This is a genomic window from Citrobacter sp. CK202 (genome assembly GCF_030333225.1).
Classification (GTDB): Bacteria; Pseudomonadota; Gammaproteobacteria; order Enterobacterales; family Enterobacteriaceae; genus Citrobacter_B; species Citrobacter_B koseri.
This window is the reverse complement of sequence record NZ_JAOWGI010000021.1, coordinates 321,389-342,920: the sequence shown is the minus strand read 5'-3', so window position 1 is coordinate 342,920 and position 21,532 is coordinate 321,389. Positions and strand designations below refer to the sequence as shown.

Annotated in this window: 24 protein-coding genes; 5 read left to right on the top strand and 19 right to left on the bottom strand. The window is 55.4% G+C overall.

Going from position 1 to position 21,532, the window contains the following annotated elements:
* Positions 1-13: 13 nt before the first annotated feature.
* Positions 14-394: a DUF2756 family protein gene (locus OGX84_RS07295; RefSeq protein WP_012135554.1), complete on the top strand. Its 381-nt coding sequence runs from the start codon at positions 14-16 to the stop codon at positions 392-394.
* On the opposite strand, the gene ugpQ is transcribed toward OGX84_RS07295, so the two are convergent.
* The 12 genes from ugpQ to livK all read right to left on the bottom strand — a co-directional run bounded on the left by ugpQ (position 375) and on the right by livK (position 11,138).
* On the bottom strand, positions 375-1,124 hold the full coding sequence (ugpQ, locus tag OGX84_RS07290; protein ID WP_112001443.1) for a glycerophosphodiester phosphodiesterase: 750 nt from the start codon (positions 1,122-1,124) through the stop codon (positions 375-377). The genes OGX84_RS07295 and ugpQ overlap by 20 nt on opposite strands.
* Entirely contained in the window at positions 1,121-2,191 is a 1,071-nt protein-coding gene (locus OGX84_RS07285) for a sn-glycerol-3-phosphate import ATP-binding protein UgpC (protein WP_112001442.1), read from the bottom strand. Before OGX84_RS07285 ends, ugpQ begins: the two co-directional genes overlap by 4 nt.
* An 8-nt stretch (positions 2,192-2,199) precedes the next feature.
* A complete protein-coding gene (gene ugpE, locus OGX84_RS07280; protein WP_047460601.1) occupies positions 2,200-3,045 on the bottom strand; it encodes a sn-glycerol-3-phosphate ABC transporter permease UgpE in 846 nt (281 codons plus the stop codon).
* On the bottom strand, positions 3,042-3,929 hold the full coding sequence (gene ugpA, locus OGX84_RS07275; RefSeq protein WP_286457633.1) for a sn-glycerol-3-phosphate ABC transporter permease UgpA: 888 nt from the start codon (positions 3,927-3,929) through the stop codon (positions 3,042-3,044). The genes ugpE and ugpA overlap by 4 nt, the downstream gene beginning before the upstream one ends.
* A gap of 100 nt (positions 3,930-4,029) precedes the next feature.
* On the bottom strand, positions 4,030-5,346 hold the full coding sequence (gene ugpB, locus OGX84_RS07270; protein WP_024131025.1) for a sn-glycerol-3-phosphate ABC transporter substrate-binding protein UgpB: 1,317 nt from the start codon (positions 5,344-5,346) through the stop codon (positions 4,030-4,032).
* A 200-nt stretch (positions 5,347-5,546) separates the two neighbouring features.
* Entirely contained in the window at positions 5,547-5,915 is a 369-nt protein-coding gene (locus OGX84_RS07265) for a type II toxin-antitoxin system death-on-curing family toxin (RefSeq protein ID WP_047460595.1), read from the bottom strand.
* Positions 5,912-6,133 (bottom strand): type II toxin-antitoxin system Phd/YefM family antitoxin, encoded by a 222-nt coding sequence (locus OGX84_RS07260; RefSeq protein ID WP_047460592.1) that lies wholly within the window; start codon positions 6,131-6,133, stop codon positions 5,912-5,914. Before OGX84_RS07260 ends, OGX84_RS07265 begins: the two co-directional genes overlap by 4 nt.
* Before the next feature lie 138 nt (positions 6,134-6,271).
* Positions 6,272-6,985: a high-affinity branched-chain amino acid ABC transporter ATP-binding protein LivF gene (livF, locus tag OGX84_RS07255; protein WP_047463875.1), complete on the bottom strand. Its 714-nt coding sequence runs from the start codon at positions 6,983-6,985 to the stop codon at positions 6,272-6,274.
* A gap of 17 nt (positions 6,986-7,002) precedes the next feature.
* Entirely contained in the window at positions 7,003-7,770 is a 768-nt protein-coding gene (livG, locus tag OGX84_RS07250) for a high-affinity branched-chain amino acid ABC transporter ATP-binding protein LivG (RefSeq protein WP_047460588.1), read from the bottom strand.
* Entirely contained in the window at positions 7,767-9,044 is a 1,278-nt protein-coding gene (livM, locus tag OGX84_RS07245) for a branched chain amino acid ABC transporter permease LivM (protein ID WP_012135563.1), read from the bottom strand. Before livM ends, livG begins: the two co-directional genes overlap by 4 nt.
* Positions 9,041-9,967 carry a high-affinity branched-chain amino acid ABC transporter permease LivH gene (livH, locus tag OGX84_RS07240; RefSeq protein ID WP_012135564.1) on the bottom strand — a complete coding sequence of 309 codons (927 nt, stop codon included), beginning with the start codon at positions 9,965-9,967 and terminating at the stop codon, positions 9,041-9,043. Before livH ends, livM begins: the two co-directional genes overlap by 4 nt.
* 61 nt (positions 9,968-10,028) lie before the next feature.
* A complete protein-coding gene (gene livK / locus OGX84_RS07235) occupies positions 10,029-11,138 on the bottom strand; it encodes a high-affinity branched-chain amino acid ABC transporter substrate-binding protein LivK (protein ID WP_012135565.1) in 1,110 nt (369 codons plus the stop codon).
* 545 nt (positions 11,139-11,683) lie between these two features.
* Here livK and panM point away from each other — a divergent pair.
* Complete coding sequence (gene panM, locus OGX84_RS07230) at positions 11,684-12,067, top strand: aspartate 1-decarboxylase autocleavage activator PanM (protein ID WP_024131029.1); 384 nt, start codon at positions 11,684-11,686, stop codon at positions 12,065-12,067.
* A 110-nt stretch (positions 12,068-12,177) separates the two neighbouring features.
* On the opposite strand, the gene livJ is transcribed toward panM, so the two are convergent.
* The 6 genes from livJ to ftsY all read right to left on the bottom strand — a co-directional run bounded on the left by livJ (position 12,178) and on the right by ftsY (position 19,315).
* Positions 12,178-13,281 carry a branched chain amino acid ABC transporter substrate-binding protein LivJ gene (gene livJ / locus OGX84_RS07225; protein WP_112001441.1) on the bottom strand — a complete coding sequence of 368 codons (1,104 nt, stop codon included), beginning with the start codon at positions 13,279-13,281 and terminating at the stop codon, positions 12,178-12,180.
* Positions 13,282-13,487: 206 nt separating this feature from the next.
* The gene (locus tag OGX84_RS07220) at positions 13,488-14,753 is read right to left on the bottom strand and encodes a 4-aminobutyrate--2-oxoglutarate transaminase (protein ID WP_112001440.1); all 1,266 of its coding nucleotides are present in this window, start codon (positions 14,751-14,753) and stop codon (positions 13,488-13,490) included.
* Positions 14,754-14,977: 224 nt separating this feature from the next.
* Complete coding sequence (gene rpoH, locus OGX84_RS07215; protein ID WP_012135571.1) at positions 14,978-15,832, bottom strand: RNA polymerase sigma factor RpoH; 855 nt, start codon at positions 15,830-15,832, stop codon at positions 14,978-14,980.
* 258 nt (positions 15,833-16,090) lie between these two features.
* Positions 16,091-17,149, bottom strand: a complete 1,059-nt coding sequence (ftsX, locus tag OGX84_RS07210; RefSeq protein ID WP_024131031.1) for a permease-like cell division protein FtsX — start codon at positions 17,147-17,149, stop codon at positions 16,091-16,093.
* Positions 17,142-17,810 carry a cell division ATP-binding protein FtsE gene (ftsE, locus tag OGX84_RS07205; protein ID WP_012135575.1) on the bottom strand — a complete coding sequence of 223 codons (669 nt, stop codon included), beginning with the start codon at positions 17,808-17,810 and terminating at the stop codon, positions 17,142-17,144. The genes ftsX and ftsE overlap by 8 nt, the downstream gene beginning before the upstream one ends.
* Positions 17,811-17,812: 2 nt before the next feature.
* On the bottom strand, positions 17,813-19,315 hold the full coding sequence (ftsY, locus tag OGX84_RS07200) for a signal recognition particle-docking protein FtsY (protein WP_112001439.1): 1,503 nt from the start codon (positions 19,313-19,315) through the stop codon (positions 17,813-17,815).
* Between the two features lie 136 nt (positions 19,316-19,451).
* Here ftsY and rsmD point away from each other — a divergent pair, with 136 nt between their 5' ends.
* Together rsmD and OGX84_RS07190 are read left to right on the top strand one after the other, a co-directional pair.
* Positions 19,452-20,048 (top strand): 16S rRNA (guanine(966)-N(2))-methyltransferase, encoded by a 597-nt coding sequence (gene rsmD, locus OGX84_RS07195; protein WP_112001438.1) that lies wholly within the window; start codon positions 19,452-19,454, stop codon positions 20,046-20,048.
* Entirely contained in the window at positions 20,038-20,307 is a 270-nt protein-coding gene (locus OGX84_RS07190) for a DUF1145 family protein (protein ID WP_012135579.1), read from the top strand. Before rsmD ends, OGX84_RS07190 begins: the two co-directional genes overlap by 11 nt.
* 88 nt (positions 20,308-20,395) lie before the next feature.
* Here the strand turns inward: OGX84_RS07190 and OGX84_RS07185 are convergent, their stop codons facing one another.
* Entirely contained in the window at positions 20,396-20,755 is a 360-nt protein-coding gene (locus OGX84_RS07185) for a DUF2500 domain-containing protein (protein ID WP_112001437.1), read from the bottom strand.
* Positions 20,756-20,896: 141 nt separating this feature from the next.
* Between OGX84_RS07185 and OGX84_RS07180 the strand changes: the two genes are divergently transcribed.
* Positions 20,897-21,523, top strand: a complete 627-nt coding sequence (locus OGX84_RS07180; RefSeq protein ID WP_012135582.1) for a lysoplasmalogenase — start codon at positions 20,897-20,899, stop codon at positions 21,521-21,523.
* The last annotated feature ends 9 nt before the right edge of the window (positions 21,524-21,532 follow it).

Genomic DNA, 21,532 nt, shown 5'->3' with positions numbered 1-21,532 from the left:
AGGAGGAAAGACGATGAAACGACTCTTAATTTTAGCGGCGCTACTGCCGTTTTCCGGCTTTGCGCAGCCCATCAACACCATGAATAACCCGAATCAGCCGGGGTATCAGATCCCGAGTCAACAGCGGATGCAAACCCAAATGCAGACGCAGCAGACCCAGCAGAAAGGGATGCTTAACCAGCAGTTAAAAACGCAGACCCAGCTTCAGCAACAGCATCTGCAAACGCAGATGAACAATAACGCGCAGCGGGTCCAGCAGGGCCAGGTGCGTGAGCAGGTTTTACCAAACAACAATGGCGGTATGTTAAGCGGTGGAACCCGCCAGAGCAGCGGTCAGCAACATCTGCTGCCCCAGCGACAGAGTGGCGATATGCTCAATAACTCGCCGCAGTAAAATCCGGCCCAATCACATCAATGGCATCGGTACAGATGCAGTCCACGCCCCAGCGCAGCAGTTCCGCCGCGCGCTGGGGTTTGTTGACGGTGTAAACCAGAATGCGCAGTCCCGCCGCCTTGAGCACTTTTACCCGCGCTTCATCAAGCAATTTATGGTTGAGATGAACAGAGACGCAGCCCAGCCGGGTCGTCAGCGTATGCCAGTCGTCACGCCAGTCATCCAGCAGTAAACCGCGCGGTAGCTCTGGCGCCGCCTTTTGCGCCGCTTCCAGCGCATCAATTTCAAACGATGAAAGCAAAGGCGCGGTCATTCCAGACCACAGCTCCCGCGCAGCCAGCGCCACCACTCTCCCCGTCAATGGCCCGGTGCCGGTCGTCGGTTTAATTTCAATATTCGCCATCATGCCGTGCTCGCGGCAGCGTTCCGCTACCTGAGACAACAGCGGCAACGGCTCGCCTTTAAACTTGCCGCTAAACCAGCTCCCGGCATCAACGCGCAGCAGATCCTGCCAGTTGACTTCCCCCGCCACGCCCCAGCCGTTACTGGTGCGCTCCAGGTTGTCGTCATGCAGCAGAAAGATCTCACCGTCTTTCGACAGCTTCACGTCAAACTCAACCATCGTGTGTCCGCACCGCGCCCCCACGTCAATCGCCGCCAGCGTGTTTTCCGGTGCGAGTTTTCCGCCACCGCGATGCGCGACGATGTGGGGATAAGGCCAGTTACTCATACTCGTTGTCCTGTTTCGCCATCGAAAAGATGCAGATGATTTTCCGGCAAATGCAGCCATAGCGTGCTGCCTGCCGTCGGGCGTTGCTGATGCGCCAGCCGCACGACCATTTTTTGATCGCCCCAGCGTCCGTGCGCCAGGTTATCCGCCCCCAGTATCTCCAACGTGTCCATCACCAGCGGTACGCCGCCTTCCGCCTGCGAGCTTAGCGCAATATGCTCAGGACGGATACCCAGCGTCATTTTCCGCCCGGCATAGCGACGATAGTTCCAGTTAACGGGCAGCGCCATCCCGCTCTCCAGCTCAAAATGGGTGCCTGCGGCGCTGATGCGCCCCTCCAGCAGATTCATCGCCGGGCTGCCGATAAAGCTCGCCACAAAGCGGCTGGCGGGTTTCTCATACACCTCTACCGGCGTACCGATTTGCTCCGCCACGCCTTTGTTCATCACCATCACCCGCTGGGCGAGCGTCATCGCTTCGACCTGATCGTGCGTCACGTACAGCGAGGTGGTTTTCAGGCGGCGATGCAGATGTTGTAACTCAAGGCGCATCTGGACGCGCAATTTAGCGTCAAGGTTGGACAGCGGCTCATCAAACAGGAAGACGGCCGGATCGCGCACAATCGCACGCCCCATTGCCACACGCTGGCGCTGGCCGCCGGAAAGCTCGCGTGGACGGCGTTTGAGCAAACCATCCAGCTCCAGAATCCGCGCCGCCTCTTTCACCCGTTCAGCAATATGCCCTTTGCCCATGCCGCGAATCTTCAGCCCCCACGCCATGTTCTCTTCTACGCTCATGTGTGGGTAGAGCGCGTAGTTCTGGAACACCATCGCAATGCCCCTGTCTTTCGGCTCCATCTCCGTAACGCGCTGGCGGTCAATCCAGATATCGCCGCTCGTTACCCGCTCAAGCCCGGCCACCATACGCAGCAGCGTCGATTTACCGCAGCCGGACGGCCCAACCATCACAATAAACTCGCCATCCGCCACATCCAGCGTTAACGGCTGTATGACCTGGGTTTTGCCGTCCCAGCTTTTGGTTACTGCCTGTAATTTCAAACCAGCCATAAAATTTCCTACTTCTCACTGTCCACCAGGCCGCGTACAAACGCGCGCTGCATGGCTAAAACGATAACGACGGGGGGAATCAGGGTCAGCAGCATCGCCGCCATCACCTGATTCCACTGAGTGGTGCCTTCCCCGGTGGCGATCATGCCTTTAATCCCCGCAACGGCGGTGCCGAGATCAACGTCGGTAATAATCAGCAACGGCCACAGGTACTGGTTCCAGCCGTAGATGAAAGTGATGACGAACAGCGCCGCGAGATTGGTTTTCGACAGCGGCAGCACGATGTCGCGGAAAAAGCGCATCGGTGAAGCGCCGTCGATGCGCGCCGCTTCAATCAGCTCGTCCGGCAGCGTCATAAAGAACTGGCGAAACAGAAAGGTGGCAGTCGCTGAGGCCATCAGCGGCAGGGTCAGACCCGCGTAGCTGTCGAGCATTTTCAGATTGGCGATCACTTCCACCGTCGGGAAAATACGCACCTCAACCGGCAGCATCAGGGTGATAAAGATCATCCAGAAAAACAGATTACGCAGCGGAAAACGAAACCAGACAATGGCAAACGCCGACAGCATAGAAACGGTAATTTTCCCCACCGTAATGCCAAAAGCCATGATGAAACTGTTAAGCATCATCAGCCAGAACGGCGCGCTGTTCACGCCCACGCCGTTAACCCAGATCGTTGCCATGTTTTCCAGCAGATGCGTTCCGGGGATGAGCGTCATCGGCGTATCGAACACCGCGCTGTTGTCCAGCGTCGCCGCCACAAAGGCGACGTACAAGGGAAACAGGATCACTACAATCCCCAGAATCAACATAGTGTGGCTGAATATCGTCAGCCCGCGACGGTTTTCAATCATTGGTAACGCACCTTACTTTCCACATAGCGGAACTGGATAACCGTCAGAATGATGACGAGGAACATCAGCACCACCGACTGTGCGGCAGAGGCGGAGAGATCCAGCCCGGCAAAGCCTTCGCGGTAGATCTTATAAATCAGCGTGGTCGTCGCCTGTACCGGTCCGCCTGCGGTAGCGGCGTCAATCACCGGGAAGGTGTCGAAGAAGGCATACACCAGATTGACCACCAGCAGGAAGAAACTCACCGGCGCAATTAGCGGTAGCGAAAGTTTAAAGAAGCGCCGAACCGGACCCGCCCCATCAATTGCTGCCGCTTCCGTCAGCGAGCGGGGAATGGATTGCAACGCGGCAAAAAAGAACAGGAAGTTGTAACTAATCTGCTTCCAGACTGAAGCGAACACCACCAGAAACATGGCCTGGCCGCTGTGTTGCGCATGGTTCCAGTCATAGCCGAACCCGGCAAGAAAATGGGTGATTAGCCCGCGCCCGGGGTTGAACAGGAAGATCCACAGTACGGCGGCCACCGCTGGCGCAACGGCGTAAGGCAGCAGCATCAGCGTTTGATACAGGCGGCTTGCGCGTACCACGTAATCCACCAGCGCGGCGAAAAACAGCGAGACCAACAGGCCGCTTACCGTCACCAGCGCACTGAATTTCATCGTCGTCCAGAAGGAGTCGAGGTAGTAGCTGTTATGGAATAAGGCGACAAAGTTATCCAGACCGACAAACTGGCTGGACAGCCCAAACGGATCGACGCTTTGCAGCGAATACCACAGCGCTTCGCCCGCAGGCCAGATAAAGAAAATGACGGTGATCGCCAGTTGCGGCGCAACCAGCAAATACGGCAGCCAACGCGAGCGAAACACCGGACGGGATGATGACATGAAGATTTGATTCCTGAACAGTGCCGGGTGGCGGCTTCGCCTTACCCGGCCTACGGTCTTGTAGGCCCGGTAAGCGCAGCGCCTCCGGGCATATCATGCGTTACGATTTCGTTGACTGCTCAAAGCGACGCAGCAGCTGATTACCACGTTCAACGGCGGCATCCAGCGCCTGCTGCGGGGATTTCTTCCCGGTCCACACGCTTTCCAGTTCCTCATCCACAATGGTGCGGATCTGCGGCATGTTGCCCAGACGCAGACCTTTGGTGAACGGCAACGGCGGCTTGTTCAGCATCTGGCGCGTGGCAATATCCGCGCCGGGGTTCTTATCATAGAATCCCTGCTCGCGGGTCAGATCGTAAGCCGCTTTGGTGATCGGCAGATAGCCGGTTTTCTGATGCCATTCAGCGGCATTTTCCGGCTTCGCCAGGAAGTCGAGGAATTTCGCCACGCCGGTGTAGGTCTCTTTGTCTTTACCCTGCATCACCCACAGGCTCGCCCCGCCGATAATGGCGTTTTGCGGCGCATCTTTGGCGTCTGCGTCATAAGGCATCATGCCTACGCCGTAATTAAATTTGGCATAGTGGCGGATATCCGCCAGAGAACCGGAAGAGGCGGTGGTGATGGCGCAATCGCCGTTGTAGAACTTCTCAGTGGATTCGTCTTTACGCCCGAAGTAGCTGAAATCACCCTTCTTGTTCAGTTCTTCCAGCAGCGCGATATGTTTCACCTGCTCCGGCTTGTTAAATTCCAGCACCGCGTCAGTACCGTCAAAGCCGTTATTTTGGGTGGCGACCGGCAGACCATGCCAGGCGCTGAAGTTTTCAATCTGAATCCAGCCCTGCCAGCCGCTAGCGTAGCCGCACTTCATTCCCGCCGCCTTCAGCTTCGCGGTGTACTCCGCCAGATCCTGCCAGGTTTTCGGCGGCTGCTCTGGATCTAAACCGGCTTTTTTGAAAGCGTCTTTGTTGTAGTACAGCACCGGCGTGGAGCTGTTAAACGGCTGGGACAACAGATGTCCGCTTTTGGAATCGGTGTAGTAACCGGACACCGTCGGTACAAACTGCGACTCATCGAAACTGATGCCCGCGTCGCTGAACACTTCATAGACCGGTTTAATCGCTTTCGACGCCATCATGGTCGCGGTGCCGACTTCATAAACCTGCAACAGCGCCGGAGCGTTGCCGGTACGAAACGCAGCGATACCTGCGCTCAGGCTCTGTTCATAGTTGCCCTTATACACCGGCACAATCTTGTAATCAGGATTGGCCGCATTGAAACGTTGCGCCAGAGAATCAACCTCTTTCCCCAGCTCGCCTTCCATAGAATGCCAGAATGGAATGGTGGTAACGGCCATGGCGTTTCCCACGAATGCCAGGCTTAACGCCAGTCCTAACGCTGTATGTCGTAACGATGTCATTCGCTTATCTCTCTTGTTGTGCCGGATGCGCGATATCACGCGTTTTATGCTCGCGAGGTAACATGACATGCGCGAATGACAGAAAAATAACTTTTTAGTTACAAATAAATGACAGCCAAACGTCAGCAGGATGATAAGAAGATGATGGAATGGTGAAGATAATATGTAGGCCCGGTAAGCGTCGCGCCACCGGGCGACGGCTACCGACGCAAACGCTGTACAATTTCCTCTAGCGACAGACGTCCTGCGGCAGCTTCGACTGTCATATCAACATAATCGGGATTAGCAGCCAGAAAGATACCGTTACGTTTGAGAAACAGCAATGTGATGAATAATGCTGTTCTCTTATTACCATCGTTAAAAATATGTCCACGAGAAATAGCGAGTAGATGCATCGCCGCAAGGATCCAGACATCGGTAATACTTTCGTATTCGTATTTATTTAAAACACGGTACAACAGCGCTTCAGCCCGCCCAGGGTCCGGCATTCCCGGAACGCCAGGCGTTACGCTCAATAATTTGTCATGAAAACGGATTATCTCTTCCGCTGAGATAAATTGAAGTGTCATTTATCGGCCAGTTCTCTTAATTCGTCGCCGTGAACGCCCATGATGGCATCAAATTCAGCATCCAGTTTTGCTGTCTGATAACGTTCAAACTCCTCTGCGCTGATGATAACCGCAGATTTATGCCCCCGACGCGTAATCGTCACCGGCGTACCCGTGGCAGCAGAATCAAGCACAGAGGCAAGGTTCTGCCGTACCTCACTATAGTTCATTGTACGCATATAGCCTCCTTTTAAGTACACATAAATTGTACAACTAAAACGTACAAAAAACAAAAAGCCGGGTGGCGGCTTCGCCTTACCCGGCCTACAGGATCGAGTAGGCCCGGTAAGCGTAGCGCCACCGGGCACACAGACGGTTTAACCTCCGAGGTATGCGCTGCGCACCGCTTCGTTGGCCAGCAACGCATCGCCGGTATCTTCCAGCACCACATGACCGTTTTCCAGCACATAGCCGCGATCCGCCAGCTTCAGCGCCTGATTCGCGTTCTGCTCGACGAGGAAGATGGTCATTCCCTGCTCGCGCAGCTGTTCGATGGTATCGAAAATCTGCTGGATAATGATCGGCGCCAGACCCAGGGACGGTTCATCCAGCAGCAGCAAACGCGGCTGGCTCATCAATGCACGACCAATCGCCAGCATCTGCTGTTCACCGCCGGACATGGTGCCCGCACGCTGGATACGACGCTCATGCAAACGCGGGAACAGCGCGTAAACCCACTTAATGCGCTCCTGAAACTGGTCGCGCTCGGCGAAAAAACCGCCCATCGCCAGGTTCTCTTCTACCGTCATACGAGAAAAAACGCGACGCCCTTCCGGGACAATCGCCACCGCTTCACGCATGATTTTCGCCGTCTGCCAGTCGGTAATGTCTTTACCATCAAACACAATCCGACCGCTGGTGGCGCGCGGATCGCCGCATAACGTGCCGAGCAGCGTGGTTTTACCCGCGCCGTTGGCGCCAATCAGGGTGACGATTTCTCCCTGACGAATATGCAGACTCACCTCGTGCAGCGCCTGGATTTTGCCGTAGTGGGCACTGACTTTGTCAAAGGACAACATGACTTTTTCCATCTTATGCGTCACCACCATTATGCTTCACCTAAATAGGCGCGGATCACGTCCGGGTTGTTGCGAACTTCTTCCGGCGTCCCGTTCGCCAGCGGCGTTCCCTGGTTCACCACGTAAATGCGATCGGAAATCCCCATCACCAGCTTCATATCATGCTCAATCAGCAGAATGGTGGTGTTGTGATGATTACGCAGCTCCGCAATTAATTCGTCCAGCTCTTTGGTCTCTTTCGGGTTCAGACCCGCCGCCGGTTCATCCAGCATCAGGATCTCCGGCTGCGTCACCATGCAGCGGGCGATCTCCAGACGACGCTGGTCGCCGTAGGCCAGGTTGCTGGCCTGGCGGTTGGCGTGCTCCAGCAGGCCGATACGCTCCAGCCAGGTAGCGGCGCGATCGAGCGCTTCACTCTGCGCCCGACGGAACGCCGGAGTCTTCAACAGACCCGAAAAGACGCCGGTTTTCAACTGCTGATGTTGCGCCACCAGCAGGTTTTCAATCACCGTCATCTCACGGAACAGGCGGACGTGCTGGAAGGTACGCACCACGCCCATACGGGCAATCTGCTGGCCCGGCAGCCCTTCCAGATGCTGATCGCGCAGCATAATGGTGCCGCCGGTCGGTTTATAGAAACCGGTCAGGCAGTTAAAGACCGTGGTTTTCCCGGCGCCGTTTGGCCCGATCAATGAGACGATTTCGCGTGGATGCAACTCCAGTTCAACGTTGTTTACCGCCAGCAGACCGCCAAAGCGCATCATCAGGCCGTTAACGGATAATAATGGCTGACTCATGCCTGCTCTCCTTTCGCTTCCCCGTTTTTCAGTTTCAACTGCGGACGGGTCATCGGCAGCAAGCCCTGCGGACGCCAGATCATCATCAGTACCATCAAACCACCGAGCATCAACATGCTGTATTCGTTGAAGTCACGCATTAGCTCGCGCGATACCACCAGCAGAATAGCGGCGAGAATAACCGCAAACTGCGAACCCATGCCGCCAAGCACCACAATCGCCAGTACAAAAGCGGATTCGGCAAAAGTGAACGACTCCGGGCTGACAAAGCCCTGGCGCGCGGCGAACAGCGTTCCGGCGAACCCCGCAAACGCGGCGCTGATGGTAAACGCCGTCAGCTTAATGCGCGTCGGGCTTAAGCCTAATGAACGGCAGGCAATTTCATCTTCACGCAGCGCTTCCCATGCCCGCCCCAGCGGCATACGCAGCAGACGGTTGATCACAAACAGCGAGAAGACGACCAGCAGCAACGCCACCAGGTAGAGCCAAATCACGCGGTCGGATGGATCGTATTTCACGCCGAAGAAGTTACTGAAGGTATCCCAGCCGCCTTCACGGGCGGTACGGCTGAACTCCAGGCCGAAGAATGTCGGTTTCGGGATCTGGCTGATACCGTTCGGCCCGCCGGTCACTTCGGTGTTATTGAGCAGCAGGATGCGCACAATCTCGCCAAATCCTAAGGTCACTATCGCCAGGTAGTCGCCGCGCAGGCGCAATACCGGGAAGCCAAGCAGGAAGCCCGCCGCCGCCGCAACCAGCCCCGCCAGCGGCAGGCAGGTCCAGAACCCCAGACCGTAATAGTGGTTCAGCAACGCGAAGGTATACGCGCCAATAGCGTAGAAACCGCCGTAGCCCAGCACCAGCAGACCAGACAGCCCCACCACCACGTTCAGCCCAAGACCGAGGATGATGTAAATCATGGTCAGCGTGGCGATATCAACGGTGCCGCGCGACACCATAAACGGCCACACAACGGCGATGACCAGCAGCGCAATCAGGAACAGCTTCTGCTTCACGGTTGAGCCATCAATCGCTGGCAGAACAAATTTAGGCCCGGAAATGCCCTTCAGGCTTTTCTGGAAAATCGGTCGCAGCAACTGGAAGAAAAAGACCACGGCAGTACCGATAAACACCCACTGCCAGCGAATATCCGCAGCAGTCCCCACCACCAGTTTGGTGCCATCGAGTTCCAGTTGAACGCCCATAAAGACGCCCGCCAGTACGAAGAACATGGCGGCAGAGAGCAGCGCCATCGCAAAATGCATCGGTTTCATACTTTCTCTACCTCCGGGCGGCCCAGGATACCGGTCGGCATGACCAGCAGCACCAGAATCAGCAGCGCAAACGACACCACATCTTTATATTCGGTACTCAGATACGCAGAGGAGAGCGCTTCGGCGACGCCCAGAATCAGGCCGCCAATCATCGCGCCAGGAATGCTGCCGATGCCGCCAAGCACCGCGGCGGTGAAGGCCTTCATCCCGGCCATAAAGCCAATATACGGGTTGATAACGCCATAGAACTGACCGAGCAGCACGCCCGCCACCGCCGCCATCGCCGCGCCAATCACAAAGGTCAGCGCAATCACGCGGTCGGTATTAATGCCCAGCAGACTCGCCATTTTCAGGTCTTCCGCACAGGCGCGGCAGGCGCGTCCCATACGGGAGTAACGGATGAACAGCGTCAGCGCCAGCATCGCCAGGAAAGTGACAATCCAGATGACCAACTGCATGGTGGTAATGCTGGCGGCGAAGTTCTCGCTGCTGCCGATAATCCACTGGCCGTTAAACAAACTGGGGAGCGCCACGTCACGCGAACCTTCGGTAAGACTGACGTAGTTTTGCAGGAAAATAGACATCCCGATCGCGGAGATGAGCGCAATCAGTCGCTTGGAACTGCGCACTGGCCGATAGGCCACCCGTTCAATACTCCAGCCATAGGCGCTGGCGATAATGATAGCCCCGACGAATCCGGCGGCGACCAGCAGCCAGCTGGTATCAATGCCCATCATCATCAGCGCGGCGATGATCATGAAAGAGACATAGCTGCCGATCATATAGACCTCGCCGTGGGCGAAGTTGATCATGCCGATAATGCCGTAAACCATCGTATAGCCGATAGCGATCAGCGCATAAGTGCTTCCCAGCGTGACGCCGTTAAACATCTGCTGCAAGAAATAGAGAAACTGCTCGGACATAAGGTAACCTTTCTCAACCCGCCCGTTTTGCGCGGGCGGAGGGATAACTTGTCTTCAGGCGTTATTTGGCAACGGTCGATGAGCCGTCGGCATGCCACTGGAAGACACCAAACTCAAATCCCTTCAGATCGCCTTTTTCATCCCAGTTCAGCGGCCCAATCACGGTATCAGCCCCGTGTGCTTTCAGATCTTTCACCAGATCGAGCGGCGCTTTGCTGCCGGTACGATCCATTGCGGTTGCCAGCGACTGCACCGCAGCGTAGGTGATCCACACGTAAGGGCCGGTAGGATCTTTTTTGTCGGCTTTAAGGGCATCGACAATGCCTTTGTTCGCCGGGTCCTGGTCATAGCGTTTTGGCATCGTCACCAGCATGCCTTCTGCCGCCGCGCCAGCGATGTTGGACAGTGAGGCATTGCCCACGCCCTCTGGCCCCATAAACTGGGTTTTCAGGCCGATAGCGCGCGCCTGGCGCAGCATCTGGCCCATTTCCGGGTAGTAACCGCCGTAATAAACGAAGTCGATATTCTCTTTTTGCAGGCGGGCAATTAGTGCGGAAAAGTCTTTCTCGCCAGCGGTAATCCCGTCAAAGAACACGATATTGGCGTTGCCCGCTTTCAGGCTGTCCTGTACGGAACGCGCCAGACCTTCGCCGTACTGCTGCTTATCATGAATAATGGCGATACGCTGCGGCTTCACTTTCTCAAGAATGTATTTCGCCGCCGTCGGCCCCTGGGAGGAGTCCAGGCCCGCCGTACGCATGATGTGTTCGTAGCCGCGCTGCGTCAGCTCCGGGTTTGTGGCACCCGGGGAGATCATCAGGATGCCTTCATCTTCATAGATATCAGACGCGGGCTGTGTGGAAGAGGAGCACAGGTGGCCGATAACGTACTGAATGCCGTCGTTGACGATTTTGTTCGCCACCGCGACAGCCTGTTTCGGGTCACAGGCGTCGTCATACTCAACGCCCACCAGCTTATCGCCTTTGATGCCGCCTTTGGCGTTGATGTCTTTAATGGCCTGACGCGCGCCGTTAAATTCCATATCGCCCCACTGCGCTACCGGGCCGGACATCGCCCCGACAACGGCGACTTTAATATCGTCCGCCATTGCCGTATGCGACATCGCCAGTGCAACCACTCCTGCGATGATCGTTTTCGCATTCCGTTTCATTTACTGAATCCCCATTCGTGACGTTATTACACTTCATCCTTCAAGCTACCCCGGTGTTAGCTACGTGCGTTCACCCCAGTCACTAACTTATGTAAGCACCTGGGGATTCACGCTCTTGCCGCCTTGATGCACCTTGAATGATTTTGTGTATATATTTTGTATTTATGTGGTTAAAAAGCAGACTGTGCTTTTTTTGAACTATGCTATTTTTACCTGTTGCATTAATGGTTTAGCACAGCTTTTTATACAAAATCAGAGTAAACACTCTATTTTTCAGTCGATTAAGAAAAGATAATATTCTGATTTCAGCTATAGATAAACAAAAAAAAGCGCGCTTGTCAGCATAAAATAACGGTACAAAGGGCGGAATAAAACGCTGCCTTCCAGGGGATTATCCTGCCTGTTTTTCATTCTCTGATGTTTCAAACTGTACTTATCGTTGCCAAAAAACTAATCGCCTGGTAAATGAAATAAAAAAGAGAAAGTGTCGGAACACATTATTTCGGTACACTGGTTCTCTCTTTGGTGATTTGGACATGCTGTCGATGAAGCTGACCATCGTTCGTTTAGAAAACTTTAGCGCCCAGGATCTCATCGATCTGGGTAAAATCTGGCCGGAATACTCCGCCTCGTCTTTAAGCGTAGATGATACTCACCGGATCTACGCGGCGCGTTTCAACGAGCGTCTGTTGGGCGCTGTGCGGGTAACGCTAAGCGGTACGCAAGGCGCGCTGGACTCATTGCGGGTTCGCGAGATCACGCGTCGTCGCGGCGTGGGGCAGTATCTGGTGGAAGAGGTGATCCGCAATAATCCGGGCGTTTCAGCCTGGTGGATGGCAGATGTCGGCGTCGAAGAGCGAGGCGTAATGGCGGCGTTTATGCAGGCATTAGGGTTTACGGCGCAGGCGGACGGCTGGGAAAAACGGTAATAAAAAAGCCGGATGGCGCTAACACTTATCCGGCCTACGTGTTTTGCAACTCTCACGCAATTTTCCAGGCATGCAGGCCGGGTAAGACGAAGCCGCCACCCGGCACTCAATTACCTGGCGTCGGTTGCCGTACCGTCGGCATGCCAGGTAAAGACGCCGAACTCAAAGCCTTTCAGATCGCCCTTCTCATCCCAGGACAACGGCCCCATAACGGTTTCCACGGTATTCGCTTTCAGGTATTTGGCGATTTCAGCCGGATCGTCGGACTGATTCAGACCCGCCTGCAATGACTGCAACGCCGCGTAGGTGGTCCACACAAACGCGCCGCTTGGATCCTGTTTCTTCGCTTTGATCGCGTCTACAATCGGTTTGTTCGCCGGAACCTGATCGTAGTTCTTCGGCTTGGTGACCAGCATCCCCTCGGCAGACTCACCGGCAATGTTAGACAGCGACACGTTCGCTACCCCTTCCGGCCCCATAAACTTCGTTTTCAGGCCAGCAGCGCGAGCCTGGCGCAGGATCTGCCCCATCTCAGGGTGGTAGCCGCCGTAATACACAAAGTCGATGTTCTCTTTCTTCAGGCGCGCCACCAGGGTGGAGAAATCTTTCTCGCCGGCGGTAATCCCGTCGAAGAACACCACGTTGGCGTTGCCTTTTTTCAGGCCATCCTGCACCGCGCGCGCCAGGCCTTCACCGTACTGCTGCTTATCGTGAATAATGGCGATGCGCTGCGGCTTCACGTTTTCCAGAATATATTTCGCCGCCGTCGGCCCCTGATCGGAGTCCAGACCGGTGGTGCGCAGGATCAGCTGATAACCGCGCGCGGTCAGTTCCGGTGCGGTCGCAGCCGGGGTAATCATCAGAATGCCTTCGTCTTCATAGATATCAGACGCAGGCTGCGTGGATGAGGAGCACAGGTGGCCGATAACATATTTAATGCCGTCGTTGACCACTTTGTTGGCTACGGCTACCGCTTGTTTCGGGTCGCAGGCATCATCATATTTCACGGCAACCAGCTTATCGCCCTTGATGCCGCCTTTCGCGTTGATATCGGCAATCGCCTGCTCCGCGCCGGTAAATTCCTGATCGCCGTACTGCGCTACCGGGCCGGACATCGCGCCGACAACGGCCACTTTGATATCCTTAGCAAACGCCATATTGCTCAAAGACAGGGCGATACATCCTGCCAATAACGCTTTACCCTTCATATTCATCCTGAGAATCCCCATTATTGTGGTTATTACGTATGTTGTGATGTTGTTGTTCAGCACTTTATTTCAATTAATGGTAAGCCGCCCGTGCTTTAGCAGCATACTCTGCTAAAACATACCCGATTTTTATGATTTTGGAATAGCTAATTTGACAGTCAGATAACAAGTTGATGACAAAACGGGACGCCGCCGCAACGGGCGGCGTCGGTTTATCGTGTCAGCGAACGCGTAATGATCTCCAGCGCTTTACGGAACTGCGCATCGGGGATCGTCAGCGGATAGAGGAAGCGGATCACGTTGCCGTAAACACCGCAGCTGAGCAGCAGCAGACCCTCCTGCAATGCGCGATCCTGCACCTGCCGGGTAAATTCCGGGGACGGCTGGCCGGTTTGCGGATTGGTAAACTCTACCGCCACCATCGAGCCCTGCGCGCGGATCTCGGCAATGGACGGGCAGGCGGCTTTCGCTTTGCTCAACACCTTAACCAGATGCTGACCAAGCTGCGCGGCGCGCGCGCAGAGATCGTCTTCTTCAATCACATCAAGCACCGCATGCGCGGCAGCCACCGCCAGCGGGTTTCCGGCGTAGGTGCCGCCAAGACCGCCCGGAGCAGGCGCATCCATCACCTCGGCGCGGCCGGATACCGCCGACAGCGGCATACCGCCGGCCAGACTTTTGGCCATCGTGATGAGATCCGGCTGAACACCGTGGTGTTCCATCGCAAACAGTTTGCCTGTACGGGCAAAACCGGTCTGCACTTCATCGGCGATCAGCAAGATGCCGTGGGTATCGCATAACGTACGCAGCGCCTGCATGAAATCCGTTGGCGCGACGTTAAAGCCCCCTTCCCCCTGCACCGGTTCCAGGATAATGGCCGCCACCTGGTCCGGCGCAATATCGGCTTTAAAAATCCGTTCGAGACTGTTCAGCGCATCCGCCGTGGTAACGCCATGCAAAGGATTCGGATATTGCGCGTGATAGACCGATCCCGGGAACGGCCCAAAGCCAGTTTTGTAGGGCGCGACCTTACCGGTGAGCGCCATCGTCATAAAGGTTCGCCCGTGAAACGCGCCGCCAAAGGTAATCAGCCCCGGTCGTCGGGTACAGGCACGCGCAATTTTCACCGCGTTTTCGACCGCCTCCGCACCGGTAGAGAAGAAAGCCGTTTTCGCCGGGCCGTTGACCGGCACGCGCTCGTTAATACGCTCGGCAAGCGTAACGTAGCTTGCATAAGGCACGATTTGATACGCGGTATGGGTAAATGACTGGAGCTGTTTTTCAATTGCCGCGATGACTTTTGGATGACGGTGCCCGGTGTTCAACACGGCAATTCCGGCGGCGAAATCAATCACCTCATTGCCTTCAATATCCCACAGCGTGGCGTTTTCCGCTCTGTCGGCATAGAAACCGCACATCACCCCAATGCCGCGCGGCGTCGCCTGCAACCGTCTTTCATTCAGTTCGTTATTTTTCACCTTCTCCCCCTAAGATGCGCACAACCCATCGGTAAGTGTTTGCCAGGGGGGAAGAATTCGCCAGAGCGGGGGAGAAAAAAAGCGTTATCCCCGTAGCCCGATAAGCGAAGCGCCATCGGGCATTTATGTTTGCCTGTTTGCCGGATGGCGGCGGTGCCTTATCCGGCCTGGAAAACAAAAAACCCCGGATTCTCATCCAGGGTTTTTCGGGCACTTCGCGGAAATTACGCTTCGATAGCGGCGCGCAGTTTCTTCATCGCGTTCTTTTCAAGCTGGCGTACACGTTCAGCAGAAACGCCATAGCGATCGGCCAGCTCCTGTAGCGTGGACTTATTGTCTTCGTCCAGCCAACGGGCGCGAATGATGTCCTGGCTACGCTCGTCCAGACCTTCCATTGCGTGGGTCAGTTTGTTTGCCGCCTGATCTTCCCAGTTATCCTCTTCAATGCCGTCGGCAAAGTTAGAGGTTTTATCCTGCAAATACAGCACTGGCGCCATCGGCTGGCTGTCAGACTCGTCGTCCGAAGACATGTCAAACGTCATGTCCTGCGCCGCCATACGGGATTCCATCTCGCGAACGTCTTTGCTGGTTACGCCCAGTTCGCGCGCCACCATTTCCACTTCATCCTGATTAAACCAGCCCAGACGCTGCTTGGTTTTACGCAGGTTAAAGAACAGCTTACGCTGTGCTTTAGTGGTTGCGACTTTAACGATACGCCAGTTACGCAATACGTATTCGTGGATCTCCGCTTTGATCCAGTGCACGGCGAAAGAAACCAGGCGCACACCCACTTCCGGGTTAAAACGGCGCACGGCTTTCATCAGGCCGATGTTACCTTCCTGAATCAGATCCGCCTGCGGCAGGCCATAGCCCGCATAGTTACGAGCAACATGAACAACAAAGCGCAGGTGAGACAGAATCAGCGTCTTAGCTGCTTCCAGATCGCCCTGGTAATGCAGCTTTTCAGCCAGTGCCCGTTCTTCGTCAGCCGATAACATCGGCCACGCGTTTGCAGCCCGGATGTAAGATTCCAGGTTACCAACAGGGGCTAAAGCTAAATTTTGCATTTCTTTGGTCATTCAAATCCTCTCAATTTATATCGTCTGGCACTGCAAATGAGCAACAAACGTGCCAGCGTTTATGAGCAACGAGAATAGCACTCACTCTTTTATCAGACAGTGATTTTATCCACAAGTTCAATGCAACGTTGTGAATAAATTACGCACAAAATGTGACACCGCTATGAAAAAACACTGTGGGCAGGGGGATGAGATGTTTTGATGCTCTTTCCCTGCGAACGGGAACTCATTGCAGGGAAAGAGTATACCACGCTTTTATTAATCGGGAGTAAAGTGACGTAAATGTTGCACAGTGGCAAGCCACGCCGCAACCCAGCCGATCATCGAGCACACCAGCAGCAGCAGCAGGCACTCATCGAACGATAAGCCATTGATATCAAACTTCGTGCCGAAAACCTGCGCCACTTCCGTCACCGCAGACGACAAGCGCATCACCAAAATTTCTGACAAAATCAGTGAAAGAAATGCCCCCGAAAAACCGAGCAGCGCGCCGCCGTACAAGAACGGTCGCAGGATAAATCCATCCGTCGCGCCAATCAGTTTCTGCACGTTGATGGTGTCACGGCGGGCGAAAATGCTCAGGCGCACGCTGTTGCCGATGACGAGGAACACCGCCGCCACCATCAGCACGCCGATCATCGCGGAAACGCGCCCTACCAGCCCGGTCAGCGCCGCCAGACGGGCAAACCAGCTGTCATCCATACGCACTTCATCAATGCCGTTAATCTGCGAGATGCGATCGCGTAGCGTATTCAGCGACTCCGTTCCCTGGAAATCCAGTTTCGGGATCACCACCGCCACTGCCGGAAGCGGATTCTCTTCCAGCATGTCCAGCGCGCCGCCAAAGCCAGACCAGTTGCGGAACTCGCCCAATGCATCGTCGCGGGAGAGATAGTTGACCTTCTCCACCCCCTGCTCGGCCTGGAGCTGTGCGACCACCCCGGCGGCCGCGTCGTCATCCAGCGTCTTTTGCAGATAAACGGTGATCTGCGGGGACGGATAGTACTGCGTCGCCGCTTGGTTGACGTTCTTATAGACCATGTAGCAGACGCTTGGCAGCGTCAGAGAGATGGCAATCACCATCACCGTCAGAAACGTCGCCAGCGGCTTGCTTTTCAGATCCTGTAACGCGCCCTGGAACGCATAGCGCACCTGCTCGTTAAAGACGTTGGTTTTACGCGAGTTCGGCTTTGGCGAGGGTTTTGCGCGTCTCGGCGCATTGCGGCCGCCGTCGCCGGACGAACCGCCAGATTTACGAAAACGATCCAGTCTGCCGCCAAACTGCCTGATTTGGTTGATAGCGTCACGCTTATTCACTGACCAGGCCTCCATGCAAATGACCTTCGCTCAGGGTGAGCATACGGTACGAACGACGGGAGATAAGCCCGATGTCGTGCGTCGCCATCAATACCGTCACCCCAACGCGGTTAAACTCTTCAAACAGACGTAAAATCCCTTCCGATAAGGCATCATCCAGGTTCCCGGTCGGTTCATCCGCCAGCAGCACCGCAGGCTTGTTCACCACCGCACGGGCAATCCCCACGCGCTGCTGCTCACCGCCAGAGAGTTGAATGGGAAAATTCCTCGCTTTGTCCAGCAGCCCGACTTTATCCAGCGCCGCCGACACACGACGACGGATGTCGTCCCCGCTGGCGCCAGCGATAATCAACGGGATCGCCACGTTGTCATAGACCGTACGATCCATCAGCAGGTGGTGATCCTGGAAAATCATTCCGATCTGACGACGCAGAAACGGCACTTCACGGTTTTTCAGGCGCGTAATGTCATGCCCGCTGAAGAAGATTTTCCCGGCGCTCGGCCGTTCAATCCCACAGATAAGCTTCAGCAGGGTACTTTTCCCCGCGCCTGAGTGGCCGGTCAGAAACGCCATCTCGCCTGGCTGCATGTGGAATGTGACTCCTTGCAGCGCTTGTCTCCCACCGAGATAGGCCTTGCTGACATGTTCAAAGCGAATCATTGTTAATCCTCTCGGGCAAAAAGTGCCTCTATAAAATCGTCCGCCTTAAACGGACGTAAATCCTCGATACGTTCGCCCACACCAATATAGCGGATAGGAATGCCAAACTGATCGGCAACCGAGAAGATAACCCCACCCTTCGCCGTGCCATCCAGCTTGGTCAGGGTGATACCGGTCAGGCCAACCGCTTCATGGAACAGTTTGGCCTGGCTTATCGCATTCTGCCCGGTGCTGGCGTCGATGGTCAGCATCACTTCATGCGGCGCATCTTCGTCGAGTTTCTTCATCACGCGAACGATTTTTTTCAGTTCTTCCATCAGGTGCGCTTTGTTCTGCAAGCGACCCGCGGTATCGGCAATCAGCACATCTACATTACGCGCTTTCGCCGCCTGGATGGCGTCAAAGATAACGGAAGCGGAATCCGCGCCGGTATGCTGGGCGATAACCGGAATGTTGTTACGCTGGCCCCAGACCTGCAACTGCTCTACCGCCGCCGCACGGAAGGTATCCCCCGCCGCCAGCATCACGGATTTGCCCTGCTGCTCGAACTGACGCGCCAGCTTACCGATCGTGGTGGTTTTCCCCACGCCGTTAACGCCAACCATCAGAATAACAAATGGCGTTTTGCCTTCAATATTAAGCGGTTCGTCAACTTTTGCGAGGATATCGCCCATCTCGTCTTTCAGCAGGCCATACAGCGCTTCGGCATCATGCAGCTGTTTGCGGCTGGCGCCCTCTGTCAGGTTAGCGATGATCTTGCGGGTGGTTTCCACGCCCACATCGGCAATCAGCAACTGCTCTTCCAGTTCTTCAAACAGATCATCGTCGATTTTCTTACCACGGAACAGACTGATAAATCCTGAACCGAGATTTTCTTTTGTTTTCAGAAGACTACGTTTCAGGCGCGCAAAGAAACCTTCTTTTGTCGGCTTATCTTGCTCCTGAATCACCTCCTCAACCGGCGTCTCTTCTTCTGCCGCCGGCACGACAACCACCGCGTCTTCCGCCGCTTCCACTGCCAGCGCCTGCGCTTCCCGTTCTTCGTCGGTCAGTTGCGGTTCGTTTTGCGCCTCTTCTTCTACCGCCTCCACGATCTCTACCGTTTCCGCTTCGGCCTGCCACTCTTCAGGCGACGTCTCTTCGACGTTCACCTCTTCCGGCAGCGGCAGTTCTTCATGTTCCACCACCGCCTGCGGCTCAACGATGTCTTCTTCAACCACGGGGTCAACAACAGGCTCTACGACAGGCTCTGGCTCAACCGGCTGCGGTTTTTCGCTTTCCTGAACCTGTTCGGTGACGTTCACCACGGCTTCGGCGAAAGCGTCGGTCTCCGCCTTGCCGTGGGCGTGCGTTTCCGCGTCGGCGTCTGCCGCCGTCTCAACCGGCGTCTCTGGCGCTAACTGTTCTTCAACACGCTGTTGTTCTTCGGTTTTTTGTTCCTGTTCCTGCTCTTTTTCACCAAAGCCCAGCCAGGAAAAGAAGCCACGTTTTTTCTGTTTTGCCATCTGCGACTGTACTCCTCGCGGTTAATATCTGGCGCTATATACATGGAAGCTAAAAAAATGATGAAATAGTCTACCACTTAACTTAATTCACATCACCGCCTGGAATGACACGTCAGCAGCGGATTGAGCAATAGAAATGAAAAAACCGAATCACTCTGGCAGCGGTCAAATCCGCATTATTGGCGGACAATGGCGGGGCCGTAAACTTCCGGTTCCCGACAGCCCAGGGCTGCGCCCGACAACCGACCGGGTTCGCGAGACGCTGTTTAACTGGCTGGCACCGGTCATGGTAGACGCCCACTGTCTGGATTGTTTCGCCGGAAGCGGCGCGCTGGGGCTGGAAGCGCTTTCCCGCTATGCGGCGGGCGCGACGTTGCTGGAGATGGATCGCGCCGTGTCACAGCAGTTACAAAAGAATCTTGCTACGCTAAAGGCAGGCAACGCCCGCGTGGTCAACGCCAATACGCTGGCCTTTCTGGCGCAGACCGGTACGCCGCACAACGTGGTGTTTGTCGATCCCCCGTTTCGCAAAGGGCTGCTGGAAGAGACGTTAAGCCTGCTGGAAACGTACGGCTGGCTGGCTGATGACGCGTATATTTACGTCGAAAGCGAAGTCGAAAACGGTCTGCCGCCCGTCCCGGCAAACTGGTCGTTGTATCGTGAAAAAGTGGCCGGACAGGTCGCATACCGCCTGTATCAACGGGAAGCACAAGGAGAAAGCGATGCTGATTAATCTGGGACGTCTGCTGATGCTGTGCGTCTGGGCATTTTTACTACTGAATATTTTCCAACCCTTTCCACGCCCGCTGAATATTTTCGTTAACGTCGCACTGGTCTTTATGGTGCTGATGCACGGTATGCAGCTGGCACTGTTAAAAAGCACCATGCCTAAAGATGGCCCGCAGATGACCACCGGCGAGAAAATCCGCATTTTCCTGTTCGGCGTCTTTGAGCTGCTGGTGTGGCAGAAGAAATTTAACGTTAAAAAATAACCTTTTGCCGGATGTCGGCTGCGCCTTATCCGACCTACAAACCCCTCAGACCGTAGGCCCGATAAGCAACACGCCATTGGGCGAAATCTTATGGCTGGGCGACAAAATCGACAAACCGCGAACCTTTGTAGCTCAGCGTGCCTTTATCCCCGACCGTTAACGCATGGTACTGTTGGGCATCCAGCCGGAACGTCTGCTCAAGCCCGCCGCGCTGCGGTTTAAAGCTAACTTCATAGCGCATACTGGTGCCCGCTGGCGTCACCTGCTGCTGACGCGAGCGCCGATCGTTGATCGGCTTTTCGCGCTTATTGCTCACCACTACCTGCTTTTGCTGCAATGGCGCAGCATCGTTATCGGCTTTTTCTCGCCGCTGCGAAACAAAGCGAAACGACGCGGCGATAACAATCAAGCCAATGATAACAATGAAAAAAAGTGGTGGTTTACTCATCATTTTAACCCATCAGAAAATGCGGAAATAAGCATACCCTGCCCGTTATGGTGTTGTCATCTGCCTGCGCCGACCTCTACACTGGACAACAGGGCCGTGAGCATACCGCTCGCGAAAAAATAACGAATTCAAGGAACTAAGATGCTTTGGTCGTTTATCGCTGTCTGTCTTTCCGCATGGCTATTTGTGGACGCATCGTATCGTGGGCCAGCGTGGCAGCGCTGGGTCTTTAAACCTCTCACCCTGATTCTCCTTCTTTTACTCGCCTGGCAAGCGCCGATGTTCGACGCGATCAGCTACCTTGTGCTGGCGGGCCTGTGCGCCTCGTTGCTGGGCGATGCGTTGACGCTGTTGCCGCGCCAACGTCTGCTGTACGCCATTGGCGCATTCTTCCTGTCGCACCTGCTGTACACCCTCTATTTCGCCAGCCAGATGACGCTGTCGTTCTTCTGGCCATTGCCGTTAGTGCTGCTGGTGTTGGGCGGGTTGCTGATTGCAGTGATCTGGACGCGTCTGGAAGAGCTGCGCTGGCCGATATGCACCTTTATCGCCATGACGCTCATGATGGTCTGGCTGGCCGGTGAACTGTGGTTCTTCCGCCCGACCGCCCCGGCGCTCTCTGCTTTTATGGGCGCATCGTTGTTATTCCTCGGCAACATCGTCTGGCTGGGCAGCCATTACCGCTGCCGCTTCCGCGCGGATAACGCTATTTCCGCCGCCTGCTACTTTGCCGGGCACTTCCTGATTGTCCGCTCACTTTATCTTTAATAACGCTTG